This window comes from Niveispirillum cyanobacteriorum (assembly GCF_002868735.1).
GTDB classification, from domain to species: domain Bacteria; phylum Pseudomonadota; class Alphaproteobacteria; order Azospirillales; family Azospirillaceae; genus Niveispirillum; species Niveispirillum cyanobacteriorum.
Genome location: NZ_CP025611.1, coordinates 2,349,653 through 2,361,820 on the forward strand (window position 1 = coordinate 2,349,653; position 12,168 = coordinate 2,361,820).

Consider the following 12,168-nt stretch of genomic DNA (forward strand, 5'->3'; position numbering starts at 1 on the left):
CGGCAGGACCCTAAAGCCCCCGATCCCAGGGTGGGGTGCCCTGGAACGCCTCTGCCAGGAAATCAACCATCACCCGCACCTTGGCCGACAGGTGCCGGCGGGAGGGGTAGAGCGCCAGAATGTCGATATCGGGTGACCGGTAGCCCGGTAGCAGCGGGACCAGCCGTCCCGCCCTCAGATCATCGCCCACCAGAAAGGTCGGCTGCCGGATGATGCCGATCCCGTCCAGCGCCGCCATGCGGGCCGTATCACCATTATTGCTGGACATCACCTCCTGCACCCGCACCAGCTGTTCCCGCCCCGCTTCATCGGTCAATGACCATTCGTCAGGCGCGACGGCGTGGGAATACAGGATGCAGCGATGGTTGGCGGCCAGATCCTCTGGGCTTTCCGGCTGACCATATCGGGCGATATAGGAAGGCGACGCGCAGACCAGATTGCGCGAAACGGCCAACCGCCGCGCCACATGGCTTTGCGACCCGGCGCGGGAGATGCGGATGGCCATGTCATAGCCTTCTTCCACAATATCCACGACCCGGTCGATCAGCGCGATATCCAGCCACACGTCTGGATGCAACGCCATGAAACGCGGCCAAAGCGGGGCCATGTGGCGGATGCCGAAGCTGACAGGCGCATTGATGCGCAGCCGTCCGCGTGGCTTTACCGCAGCGGCACCGGCCAGCGCCTCCAGTTCCGCCACCTCATCCAGGATCAGGCGACCCCGGTCGAACAAGGTCTGGCCCGCCTCTGTCAGTGACAGGCGGCGCGACGTGCGGTTCAGCAGCCGCGTGCCCAGATGCGCCTCCAGTTCCGCGACATAGCGGGTGACATTGGCCGGCGAGGTGTTCAGCGCATCCGCCGCCTTCGCAAACCCGCCCTTGCCCACCACCGCCACAAAAACCTCAAAGGCGCGCAGCCGGTCCATGGCGACCCTCGATCATTCATTAAAACTAAATGATCTAACCATTTTCATCCCATCGATGAAAGTAATCATGAGGCGTAGGGTCCAATCATCAACGGCGCCGCTGACGGCGCCTACCCAAACCGAAAGGACCCTGATCATGAACCGCTTGCAGAACAAGGTCGCCATCATCACCGGTGCCAGCGCCGGTATCGGCCGCGCCACCGCCCGCCTGTTCGCTGCCGAAGGCGCCAAACTGGTTGTCGCCGCCCGCCGTCAGGCCGAACTGGACAGCTTGGTCGCCGAAATCGAAGCCGCCGGTGGGCAGGCCGTGGCGCTGGCCGGCGATGTACAGTCGGAGAGCTTTGCCAAGGCTCTGGTCGATCTGGCCATCAGCCGCTTTGGCAAGCTGGATATCGCCTTCAACAATGCCGGCACGCTGGGCGCCATGGGCCCGACCGACAGCATTGATGCCGATGGCTGGAACCAGACGCTGGCCATTAACCTGACCAGCGCCTTCCTCGGCGCCAAATACCAGATCCCGGCCATGGGTAATGGCGGCTCGGTGATCTTCACCTCCACCTTTGTTGGCTATACTGGTGCCTTCCCCGGCATGGCCGCCTATGCCGCCAGCAAGGCCGGCCTGATCGGCCTGACCCAGGCGCTGGCTACCGAATATGGACCGAAGGGTGTACGGGTGAACGCCGTCCTGCCGGGTGCCGTAGAGACGGAAATGTATCGCGCCGCCAACGACACCACCGACAAGCAGGCCTTCATTAATAATCTTCACGCATTGAAGCGCGCAGGGCAGCCGGATGAACTGGCCAAGGCGGTGCTGTTCCTGGCGTCCGACGACAGCAGCTTTGTCACCGGTACGGCCAGTCTTGTCGATGGCGGCCTGTCGGCAGCCCGCGCCTGAAACCCGGCCTTCGCGATGGGGACCCGGCCGTGCTATCACGGCCGGGTCCTTTTCGTGTGATCAGAGTCCCCACCCATGCCCGAATTGCCCGAGGTTGAAACCGTCCGACGCGGTCTGGCCCTGAAGCTGGAGGGACGGCGGCTGATAAGGGTGGATCAGCACCGGCCCGACCTGCGTTTCCCCCTGCCCGTCGATTTCGCCAAACGCCTGACAGGGCGGCAGGTCCTGTCACTGGACCGGCGGGCCAAATATATCCTGATCCGGGTTGAAGGCGGGCTGGTCTGGATGATCCATCTGGGCATGTCGGGCAGCATGGTGGTGAAACCCGGCCCGGCCCCCGCCCCCACCACCCATGACCATCTGGTCTTCCATACCGATGATGGTTGGGTCGTCACCTATAATGACGTCCGCCGCTTCGGCTTCATGGACCTGTTCGAAGAGGCCGGGATAGAGGCCCATCCCATGCTGGCGGCGCTCGGCCCCGAACCGTTGGGCAATGGCTTCCATGCGCAGGGGCTGTCGGCCAAGCTGCGCGGGCGGGCTGCCCCCATCAAATCCATGCTGCTGGACCAGAAGGTCGTGTCAGGCCTGGGCAATATCTATGTCTGCGAGGCCTTGTTCCGGGCCGGCATCGACCCGACACGCAGCGGCGACAGCGTGGCCGGGGCCGATGCCGAACGGCTTGTCCCCATCATCCGCGACGTTCTGAGTGAGGCGATTGCCGCCGGCGGCTCCACCCTACGCGACTTCGTGCAGTCCGACGGGGAACTGGGCTATTTCCAGCATAGCTTCAAGGTCTATGGCCGAGAGGGCGACGCCTGCGGACACTGTGACTGCGACATTGCAAAGACTGGCGGGGTGGCGCGCATCACCCAGGCCGGCCGCTCCACTTTCTTCTGTGCGCGCCATCAGCGTTGAGGTATCGAGGATAGATCATGCCGCACCTGATCCGGGGCCTTCGCGCCCGTGCCGCCGCCGCGCTGATCCTGCTCACCACGGTACTTCTGCCGGGGGCCGGACTGGCCGCTTTTGTGCCGGGAACGGAAGATGTGCCCCTGGCGCCGGGTCTAACGGCCAGTGCCGATGACGCCCTGGTCTTCGACAATCCCACCGGCCGCATCATTCAGGCAACCGCGACCGGCGTCAGCGATGCCGACGCCATCACTCGCTTCTATGCCGAAACCCTGCCGCAACTGGGCTGGAGCCGGGGCAAGGATGGGCGCTGGGCACGCGGGGACGAGGTGCTGGATATCGCCATCGCCATGGACGCGGCCAGCCGCCGCCTGACGGTGCGGTTTCAGCTGTCGCCCGCGGGGCATTGACGGAACAGGCGTGATGTTCTCGGCGCGCAAACCTGCCTGAACAACCTATGGGGTGTTCAAGTGAAGCCGCTCCCTATATACATCGCATTACTGCTGACTGTCTTGTGACGGGCGTGTCTCGACTCGAGGCTCGACTCTGGCGCAGCCCAAAAGGCGACTGTCAGACCAGCAAGTTTCGTATGGGGACCCTGCCCGCACCCGCTTGACGGGGCGCCGGACCCCTTGTATAAGCGCCGCTTCCTACGGCACATCCATGTCCCGCGTAAAGGTTTCCTATGGCCAATCATAAGTCCGCTGAGAAGCGCATCCGTCAGACCGCCACCCGGACTGAGGTCAACCGCGCCCGCGTCAGCCGCATCCGCACCTTCCTGAAGAAGGTCGAGACCGCTATCTCCTCCGGTAACAAGGCCGCCGCTGGCGAGGCTTTTAAGGAAGCCCAGCCCGAGCTGATGCGCGGCGTGAGCAAGGGCGTCCTGCACGCCAACACCGTCTCGCGCAAGCTGTCGCGGCTGTCCAGCCGTATCAAGGCTCTGGCCTGATCCTTCGCTAGCCGTAGAGGAACCCGCGCGGTGCCTATCGCCCGCGCGGTTTTCTTATGGCGTCACGAAACCGGGTTCACGTCCCACCCCACATCCTTTTCAAAGGTTTGCGGCCTGGGCTTATTGAATCCGTGGCGAACGATTTTTGCTTTTTTCGGCGTTCCCTTTTCGGTCCCGTTGCGACTCTTCCGCCACCCCTCTAGCATCCCTCGACTGCTGTTCGGCAGTGCAATGGAAGCGATGCAGACGGGTGCATGACGTCTTTGGATTGTAATCCAAAGTGGCGTGCGGATAATGGATGTGTATCACATCCCAAGTCCAGACCCCCGGCGATCGCCTGCCATTTCTTGAAAAACAAGACCTGTACGAAGGGGGTATTCCGCAAGGGAACGTCCGTTGTTACGGTTTTGTGTTTCCGCCACCATCTTCATTACCCACAATAAGGGTGAACCGAAGAAGGATGGGGCGGGGCGGGTACCGGGTGGGGCGGTGCCAATGGCGACATTGGCTCCGAAGACAAGGGTGTGGCTGATCATGACGCCGGGGCGTTGATGATTGGCCGGGTGATCGCGGGACATGGTGCCTGCACAGGGGTGGCTTTTGCTGCCCTGGATATTTCAATCCTGGTTGCGGATGACGCGCGCTGCGATGGCGGGCGCGCTGCGGTGAAGTTGAGCCTTGGGGCGGGGAGCAACGGTCGAATGTCAGTGCAGGGTTCGCTGGACCAACAGTGGGCGCGGGTACGGGGCCGCTTGAAGGACGAGGTGGGCGAAACCGCCTATCGGTCCTGGCTGAAGCCGCTGACCGTCGGTTCGCTGGATGGCGGGCAACTGCGCATCCTGGTGCCGACCCGCTTCATGCGCGACTGGATTCGCACCCATTACGCCGACCGTATCCGCGCCCTGTTCTCGGGCGAGAATCCGGGCGTGCAGTCGGTGGAGATCGTGGTGGCCAGTGCGGCCAAGCCCGATCTAACCGTCACCCCCGCCAATGACGCGCCCGCCGCACCGCCCGCCGCCAAGCCAGAACCCGTTACCGAATTGGTGATCGAACCCAGCCCAGCGCTGGTGGTGGTTGAAGACCGCACCGACGAAATGTCGGCCCCGCTGGACCCGCGCTTCACGTTTGAGAATTTTGTGGTGGGCAAGCCGAACGAGCTGGCTTTCGCCGCCGCACGCCGCGTGGCCGATGCGCAGGCCGTGCCCTTCAACCCGCTGTTCCTCTATGGCGGCGTGGGTCTGGGTAAGACGCACCTGATGCACGCCATCGCCTGGGCCATCCGCAAAAAGGACCCGTCGCGCCGCGTCATCTATCTGTCGGCCGAAAAATTCATGTACCAGTTCATCCGGGCGCTGCGCTTCAAGGACACGATGGCCTTCAAGGAGCAGTTCCGGTCGGTTGACGTGCTGATGATCGACGATGTGCAGTTCATCAGCGGCAAGGACAGCACCCAGGAAGAATTCTTCCATACTTTCAATGCCCTGGTGGATCAGAACCGCCAGGTCATCATCAGTGCCGACAAAAGCCCGTCGGACCTGGAAGGCATGGAGGAGCGGCTGCGCTCGCGTTTGGGCTGGGGCCTCGTGGCCGATATCCACCCGACCACTTACGAACTGCGCCTGGGCATCCTGGGCCAGAAGGCCGACCGCATCGGCGCCAAGGTGCCGCCCAAGGTCCTGGAATTCCTGGCCCACAAGATCACCAGCAATGTGCGTGAGCTGGAAGGGGCGCTGAACCGCATCGTCGCTCATGCTGAACTGGTGGGCCGCGCCATCACGCTCGAATCGGCGCAGGATGTGCTGCACGACCTACTGCGCGCCAGCAACCGCCGCGTGACCATCGAAGAGATCCAGAAGAAGGTCGCGGAGCATTTCAACATCCGCTTGGCCGACATGAGCAGCGCGCGCCGCGCCCGCGCTGTGGCCCGCCCACGTCAGGTGGCCATGTATCTGGCCAAGCAACTGACCCAGCGGTCCCTGCCGGAAATCGGTCGCAAATTCGGCGACCGCGACCACACCACCGTCATGCATGCCGTCCGCAAAGTGGACGAACTCTGCGGCACCGACCCGGCCTTCGCCGAAGATGTCGAACTGCTGCGCCGCATGCTGGAGGGGTGAGAAGAGTCAGCCCACCTCTGTGTCCCCTTGCCTTCCCCCGCCCCCGGATGTTTCCCTGAAGGAATCGCGACGGGGCGGATGCCGGGAGAGCGCATGATGCGGGGACGCAGGGGCCGTTGGGTGGCATTGCTGCTGGCGGTCTTATTCATGGCCGTCCCCTCTCTCTGCGCCGAAACCACCGAACTCACCATCGTCCGCGTCTCCGACTGGCAGTCGCAGGGCGAGGAGACGCGGGTTGATTATTTCCATGACCTGTTCCGCCGCCTGATCGACGAGACGACGCCGCGATATGGCCCCGTCCGCATCGAACGCGTGCGAGAGAAATTCAGCCAGGGTCGCCTGCTGGCCGAGCTGAAGGCCGGGCGCATCGATGTCACCTGGACCGGCACCAATATCGAGCGGGAAAAGCAGGGCAACCCCATCCGCATCCCCATCGATATGGGGCTTATCGGGCAGCGCGTACCCATCATCCGGGCGCGTGATGCCGCCGCCTTTGCTGCCGTGCGCGGGGTGGAAGACCTGAAGCGCTTCACGGCCTGTCAGGGCGCGCAATGGCCGGATTTCGACGTGCTGGCCGCCAGTGGCTTGCCCCAGGTGACCAATGTGCATTTCGACCAGCTTTATTCCATGCTGCGGGCCGGTCGCTGTGACTATTTCGCACGCGGCCTGGCCGAGGTGGCGGAGGAGTATGAGACCTATGGCGGGTCGGACCTGATGGTCTTCGACAGGCTGATCATCGCCTATCCCATGCCGGTCTATTTCTATGTGGCGCCGGGCATGGACAATCTGGCCCGCCGGCTGGAGGAAGGGTTGCGCACCCTGCTGGCCAATGGTGAGTTGAAGCGCATGCTGTCCACCCATCCGTCCACGCGCGGCGCTTTCCCGCTGGAACGGTTCAATGAGGCAACCATCATCCATCTGCCCAATCCCAACCTACCGCCAGCCACACCGCTGTCGGACCCGACCCTGTGGCTGAATGTGGGCAGGCCTGGCAACGGGCCGTCCTGACGGGATCGCGCTTGCGTCCGTCCGGACCCTGAACGATCATGGAACATCTGGAACCTGAACCGTCCCCAACGCCCCCTTGTCCCGCCGCCCGACCCCGCCCGCCGCGATGAAGCCGGCCCCCACCGACGCCCCCGAACCGGGGGCGTTGCTGTTGGCTGCCGTCGCGTCGCTGTCGGCGCAGCAGCGCCGCCAGGAGGCGGCCCTGGTGCAGCTGGTGGTGCGCGGCTGGTGGCAGGCGCTGGAGACGGGCTTGGACCTTTCCCCGCCCCCCGTCACCAAGACCCCGCCCAGCCTGGGGGCGGACGTTGCTGCCGCCGCCCGGGCCTATGGCGAAAGCCTGGCACCGCTACCCGTGGCGGATGTCGCGGACCGGATCGGTGCTTTACATGCCGGCCTGATGCCGTCCGACGAACGGGCACGCCACGGTGTTTATTACACGCCGCCTGCCCTGGCCGCCCGTCTTGTCGATCTGGCCGATGGCGGTAGGGTCAATTGGGCCGACGCCCGCGTGCTGGACCCTGCCGCTGGCTGCGGTGCCTTCCTGGTACCTATTGCTCTGCGCATGGCCAAGGCCCTGAAGGGCGTGGAGCCGGCGCTGGCCCTGCGTTCCATCGCTAACCGCCTGCGTGGGCTGGAACTGGACCCTGTCGCCGCCTGGATATCCTGTGTGATGGTGGAGGCGGCCCTGGCCCCCCTGATCCGGGCGGGGGGCAAGCGTCTGTCGCCCTGTCGGCATGCCGATGCGCTGTCGGTGTCAGCGGCGGCAGAGTTTGATCTGGTAATCGGCAACCCGCCCTATGGTCGCCTGACCCTGGCCCCGGATTTGCGCGCGCGGTTCGCGCGCAGCCTGTATGGCCATGCCAATCTCTATGCCCTGTTCATGGATCAGGCTGTGCGCTGGACCGTGCCGGGCGGGCTGATCGCCTTCCTGACCCCCTCCTCCTTCCTGGCCGGGGATTATTTCAAGCATCTGCGCCGCACCCTGTCCGATCTGGCCCCGCCCCTGTCGCTGGACTTCGTCGATGAACGCAAGGGCGTGTTCGACAATGTCCTGCAAGAGACGGTGCTGGCGACATACCGCCGGATGGGGCCGAAGAAGAAGCGGCCCGACCGCGCCTTGGTCAACATGATCCGGGCCGGCAGTGGCGGCGATGGCCTGACCATCCTGCCGTCAGGTTCCTTCACCCTGCCCGATGAACCGACCGCCCCCTGGATCCTGCCGCGTCATGCCAGTGAGACGGGGTTGGCGACCCGGTTGCGCAGCCTGGATAGCCGGCTGCGCGACTGGGGTTACCGTGTCGCCACCGGCCCCCTGGTCTGGAACCGGTACAAGCCTCAGATCGCCGACAAGCCGGGCAAGGGTGCCGTGCCCCTGGTCTGGGCCGAATCCGTCACGCCCGATGGCCGCTTCACCTATCGCTGTGAGAAGTCCAATCATAAACCCTGGTTCCATCCGGCGGTAAAGGGCGATGACTGGCTGCTGACCCGCCGGCCCTGCGTGCTGTTACAGCGGACGACGGCCAAGGAACAGGCACGCCGCCTGATCGCCGCCGAAATGCCCCTCTCCTTCCTGGCCAAACATCCGCGTGGCGTGACGGTGGAAAACCACCTGAACATGCTGCTGCCGCTGGATGACACCCCGCCCATCGTGCCGCCCGCCGTTCTGGCCGCCTTCCTGAACAGCCGTGCCGCCGACCGGGCCTTCCGCTGCATCTCCGGCTCTGTCGCCGTATCGGCCTATGAGTTGGAGGCCATGCCCCTGCCGCACCCGGCGGCATTGAAGGAACTGACAGCACTGGTGGCGGCGGGTGCTACGCGTGAGCGGCTGGATCAGGCCGCTGATCGCCTGTACGGGATTTCCTGATGCATCCCTTGCCGCCGTTGCTGGAGAGGGCGGAGGTGGCCCGCCGCCTGCGCCTGATTTTCCCGGAAGGCACGCCGGAGCGGGATAAATGCGTGCGCGACGCGGCAGCCGCCACTGTCGCGGCCTTTCTCTATATCGGCGCGGTGGAGGGGGCGGATATCTGGCTGAACCCGGTGCATGTGGTGCGGCTGGGCGATACGCGCATGCTGTTCAACGCCGACCCCACATCCCGCGCCGATTATGCCAAGGCCCCGCGCGCGACCGGTGAGCGCTGGTATCAGGATAACAGCCGCGAACAGGTGCGGGACGAGGTTATACGCCAGGGACTGATCCCCAATGGTGCCGTCATCGAACGGGCGGGTGTGCCCACGACATCGTCCAAGCCGCGCTATGCCCTGGCCGCCCCCTTCGCCGCCCTGTTCGATCCCGGTTTGCAGGGTGAGGCGCTGGTGAGAGCGGCCAAGGGGTGGGCCGATGCGACCTTGAACCCCATGGCGCTGGCCCGCATCGTGTCCTTGCGCGGCTCCACCGACCGGGACGGGGGCGATATCCTAGTGCGCTTTCCCAATGGGGAGACGCGGTTGCTGGCGCCGGGTCCCAGCAGCCGTATCGCGCAGTCCGTGGTAGAACAGTTCGCGCCCCGGTTCCTGACCGATCCCGTGGTGCTGTGGCTGTCGGAAAGTGCGGCCAAGGTGGCGGCGCGCGATGAGGGCTGGATCAAGCGGCTGCGCCTGCGCATCACGCCCGACCGCACCCTGCCCGACATTATCCTGCTGGACCGGGGGCACAGCGCCGCCGACCTGAAGCTGGTCTTCGTGGAGGTGGTGGCAACCGACGGGCCCGTCACCGAACAGCGGGCGCAAGCCTTCCTGGGTATAGCCGCCGAGGGTGGCTTTGACCCGTCGCGCGTGGCCTGCGTCACCGCCTTCCTGGACCGCGACCGGGCAGAGGTGAAGAAGGCCCTGCCCTCCCTGGCCTGGGGCAGCCATGTCTGGTTCGCGTCCGAACCCGAACGCCTTGTCCGCCTGCTGGCCGAGCCGGGGCCGTTGCAGGGGATGGGTTGATCAGGCCCTTGCCACCAGTTCCATGCCCAGCGACCGTAGCGCATCCCAATAGCCGGGATAGGTCTTGGCGACACAGCCGGGGTCCAGGATGGTGATACCATGGATCTTCAGCCCGGCCAGCGCAAAGGACATGGCGATGCGGTGGTCGGCATAGGTGTGGATATCGGTGGCCAGGGTCTGGCCGGCCAGGGCCGGATCGGCAGCCACGATCAGATCATCGCCTTCCTCCCAGGCAAGACCCGGGCGGATCTTGGCCAGTTCGGTGGAGAGTGCGCGGGTGCGGTCACATTCCTTGACGCGTAGATTGGCGATGCCGACAAAGCGTACCGGATGATTGTTGAACGCAGCCAATACCGCCAGGGTCGGCACGGCATCCTGCATCTGTGACCCGTCAATGACCGCCGGCATATTGGGGAACTGCGCGATCACGGCTTGGGCACAGGCGTCGGGCTGCGTGAAGGCATCCGACGGCACACCCAGGTCGATACGCCCCCCCGTCAACACCTCTGCCGCCCAAAGGTAAGTCGCCGCTGACGCATCGGGTTCGATGACGTAATCGGCGGCCTTGTACCCGGTGGGCAGCACGCGCCAAGTGGCGGCATCCTGCTGTTCCACTACGGCGCCAAAGGCGCGCATGGCCGCCAAAGTCAGGTCGATATAGCCGCGCGCGCCGATGTCACTGCCCGTCAGGGCGATGTCGATGGGGCCACTGGAACAGGCCGCCGCCATCAGGATGGCGCTGACATATTGGCTGGACAGGCCGGCATCGATCTCGACCCGCCCCGGCGCCAGCGCGCCCTTGCCGCGCACGGTAACGGGGGGGCAGCCAGTTGGCGCCTCCAGATCGACGCCCAGCGCCGTCAGCGCCTTGACCAGCGGGGCGATGGGCCGCTTGCGCATATGCTCATCCCCGTCCACCACCACGGTGCCATCGACCGTGGCGACAGCGGCGGTCAGGAAACGGGTGGCCGTGCCGGCATTGCCCAGGAACAACGGCCCAGCGGGGGCCGCCAGCCGCCCGCTGCTGGTCACGATGAAGGTCGTGGCGTCGGGTTCATCGACGGTGACACCCATATGCCGCAGGGCATTGGCCATGTGCCGGGTGTCATCGCTTTTCAGCGCGCCGGTCAGGCGGCTGGTACCCTTTGCGAGGGCCGCCAGCAGCAGGGCGCGGTTGGTGATGGATTTCGATCCCGGCGGCACCACGCGGCCTGTCAGGGGATGGGTCGGCGGAATGACCGTTACTGCCGCCACGCCCGTCGCCGTCACCATCGCATCCCCCTTGCCAGACCGCACAGAACAGGCGGCGACCCTACCAAGCAGGCGGGTAGACAGAAAACCTCTTTGCCACCGGGGGCGATGTGCGTGGGGCGCAGGGCGGGAGCGTTGATCAGCTACTCCCGCTCTTCGTCGTCATCCCGGCGAAAGCCGGGACCCAAGGGCCAAGCGCCCGACGGCTGTGCCGCGGCACGCGGAGCAGGAGGACAGGGTTGAGCTTGAGGCCCCTGGGTCCCGGCTTTCGCCGGGATGACGATAGGGGATGCAAACTGCAAACTTCCCCCCAATGCGAAAATGGCGGGCCGTCCCAACCAGGAGACGGTCCGCCATTTCTCGATAGCCTCTCGGCTTCAGCCGGATGGGCACAAGCCACATAAAACCGCACAAGGGCGGGGGCTTCGCCGCGATAAATCCGGCCGATTTTCCGGCCGCCCGTCGCCCGGGTCGGTCGGTTTTGGCGGGGATTGGTCCTTAATGCCCCCGTCATGAAAAGAATGGTGCGCCCGTCGGACGAGGGTGACAACGCCCAATGGGGCATGGTGCGGGGCGGTAAAATCCCGCTCACCGCATGGCTATCTTAACGGATGCATGCCACCCGTGCCGAGGGGTGGGGGCGGAATGCTTGACACCCGACCCCGACCGGCTCACTTAATCGGTACTAAATTGGTCCTGTATTGAGAAAGGTTCGCAACGCCCATGCTGCGGCTCAGCAAGATGACGGATTACGCCGTGGTGGTCCTGACCACCCTGGCGCATGCCGACAGCGCGCTGCACACGGCCAATTCCCTGGCCGACCGCACGGGCCTGCCCATGCCGACGGTGCAGAAGCTGTTGAAGCTGCTGGCGCGGGGTGACCTTCTGCAATCGCACCGAGGGGCGGCGGGCGGCTACAGCCTGTCGCGCATGCCGGACCGGATCAATGTGGTGCATATCATCGAAGCGATCGAGGGGCCGATTGCGCTCACCGACTGTGTCGATGGTGGTTCCGGCGGTTGCGGGGTGCAGAGCCTGTGCTCCCGCAAGAACCATTGGGAAAAGGTGAACAGCGCCGTGCGCCGCGCGCTGGAGGATGTGACGTTGGCCGACATGGCCACCCCCGCTTTGTTCGATTTCGAGCGTGAGCCGGCGCCCCGCGCTGTGCTGGCCGGTTGAACGG

Annotated in this window: 11 protein-coding genes; 9 read left to right on the forward strand and 2 right to left on the reverse strand. The window is 65.1% G+C overall.

Going from position 1 to position 12,168, the window contains the following annotated elements:
- Positions 1-10: 10 nt before the first annotated feature.
- Positions 11-925 carry a LysR family transcriptional regulator gene (locus C0V82_RS10880; protein ID WP_102112366.1) on the reverse strand — a complete coding sequence of 305 codons (915 nt, stop codon included), beginning with the start codon at positions 923-925 and terminating at the stop codon, positions 11-13.
- A 136-nt stretch (positions 926-1,061) separates the two neighbouring features.
- Between C0V82_RS10880 and C0V82_RS10885 the strand changes: the two genes are divergently transcribed.
- The 8 genes from C0V82_RS10885 (at position 1,062) to C0V82_RS10920 (ending at position 9,734) form a co-directional block, all read left to right on the forward strand.
- Positions 1,062-1,820 (forward strand): SDR family oxidoreductase, encoded by a 759-nt coding sequence (locus C0V82_RS10885; RefSeq protein ID WP_102112367.1) that lies wholly within the window; start codon positions 1,062-1,064, stop codon positions 1,818-1,820.
- Positions 1,821-1,895: 75 nt separating this feature from the next.
- The gene (gene mutM / locus C0V82_RS10890; protein WP_102112368.1) at positions 1,896-2,738 is read left to right on the forward strand and encodes a bifunctional DNA-formamidopyrimidine glycosylase/DNA-(apurinic or apyrimidinic site) lyase; all 843 of its coding nucleotides are present in this window, start codon (positions 1,896-1,898) and stop codon (positions 2,736-2,738) included.
- 17 nt (positions 2,739-2,755) lie between these two features.
- Entirely contained in the window at positions 2,756-3,142 is a 387-nt protein-coding gene (locus C0V82_RS10895; protein WP_102112369.1) for a hypothetical protein, read from the forward strand.
- Between the two features lie 275 nt (positions 3,143-3,417).
- A complete protein-coding gene (gene rpsT, locus C0V82_RS10900; protein WP_102112370.1) occupies positions 3,418-3,681 on the forward strand; it encodes a 30S ribosomal protein S20 in 264 nt (87 codons plus the stop codon).
- Positions 3,682-4,382: 701 nt separating this feature from the next.
- Positions 4,383-5,798, forward strand: coding sequence for a chromosomal replication initiator protein DnaA (gene dnaA / locus C0V82_RS10905; protein WP_102113370.1), 1,416 nt, complete (start codon positions 4,383-4,385; stop codon positions 5,796-5,798).
- 93 nt (positions 5,799-5,891) lie between these two features.
- Positions 5,892-6,806 (forward strand): substrate-binding periplasmic protein, encoded by a 915-nt coding sequence (locus C0V82_RS10910; RefSeq protein ID WP_102112371.1) that lies wholly within the window; start codon positions 5,892-5,894, stop codon positions 6,804-6,806.
- A 76-nt stretch (positions 6,807-6,882) separates the two neighbouring features.
- Positions 6,883-8,670 (forward strand): HsdM family class I SAM-dependent methyltransferase, encoded by a 1,788-nt coding sequence (locus C0V82_RS10915; RefSeq protein ID WP_199772396.1) that lies wholly within the window; start codon positions 6,883-6,885, stop codon positions 8,668-8,670.
- Positions 8,670-9,734 carry a BsuBI/PstI family type II restriction endonuclease gene (locus C0V82_RS10920; RefSeq protein ID WP_102112372.1) on the forward strand — a complete coding sequence of 355 codons (1,065 nt, stop codon included), beginning with the start codon at positions 8,670-8,672 and terminating at the stop codon, positions 9,732-9,734. The genes C0V82_RS10915 and C0V82_RS10920 overlap by 1 nt, the downstream gene beginning before the upstream one ends.
- Here the strand turns inward: C0V82_RS10920 and aroA are convergent, their stop codons facing one another.
- Complete coding sequence (gene aroA, locus C0V82_RS10925; protein ID WP_102112373.1) at positions 9,735-11,006, reverse strand: 3-phosphoshikimate 1-carboxyvinyltransferase; 1,272 nt, start codon at positions 11,004-11,006, stop codon at positions 9,735-9,737. It abuts the gene before it with no gap.
- A gap of 702 nt (positions 11,007-11,708) precedes the next feature.
- On the opposite strand from aroA, the gene C0V82_RS10930 reads away from it, so the two are divergent.
- Positions 11,709-12,164 (forward strand): SUF system Fe-S cluster assembly regulator, encoded by a 456-nt coding sequence (locus C0V82_RS10930; RefSeq protein WP_102112374.1) that lies wholly within the window; start codon positions 11,709-11,711, stop codon positions 12,162-12,164.
- The last annotated feature ends 4 nt before the right edge of the window (positions 12,165-12,168 follow it).

What these genes read in the sequence shown, in the direction of transcription:
- aroA (WP_102112373.1), bottom strand. Translation starts at nt 11,006, where the DNA reads ATGGTGACGGCGACGGGCGTGGCGGCAGTAACGGTCATTCCGCCGACC.
- mutM (WP_102112368.1), top strand. Translation starts at nt 1,896, where the DNA reads ATGCCCGAATTGCCCGAGGTTGAAACCGTCCGACGCGGTCTGGCCCTG.
- C0V82_RS10910 (WP_102112371.1), top strand. Translation starts at nt 5,892, where the DNA reads ATGATGCGGGGACGCAGGGGCCGTTGGGTGGCATTGCTGCTGGCGGTC.
- C0V82_RS10920 (WP_102112372.1), top strand. Translation starts at nt 8,670, where the DNA reads ATGCATCCCTTGCCGCCGTTGCTGGAGAGGGCGGAGGTGGCCCGCCGC.
- C0V82_RS10885 (WP_102112367.1), top strand. Translation starts at nt 1,062, where the DNA reads ATGAACCGCTTGCAGAACAAGGTCGCCATCATCACCGGTGCCAGCGCC.
- C0V82_RS10930 (WP_102112374.1), top strand. Translation starts at nt 11,709, where the DNA reads ATGCTGCGGCTCAGCAAGATGACGGATTACGCCGTGGTGGTCCTGACC.
- C0V82_RS10880 (WP_102112366.1), bottom strand. Translation starts at nt 925, where the DNA reads ATGGACCGGCTGCGCGCCTTTGAGGTTTTTGTGGCGGTGGTGGGCAAG.
- rpsT (WP_102112370.1), top strand. Translation starts at nt 3,418, where the DNA reads ATGGCCAATCATAAGTCCGCTGAGAAGCGCATCCGTCAGACCGCCACC.
- dnaA (WP_102113370.1), top strand. Translation starts at nt 4,383, where the DNA reads ATGTCAGTGCAGGGTTCGCTGGACCAACAGTGGGCGCGGGTACGGGGC.
- C0V82_RS10895 (WP_102112369.1), top strand. Translation starts at nt 2,756, where the DNA reads ATGCCGCACCTGATCCGGGGCCTTCGCGCCCGTGCCGCCGCCGCGCTG.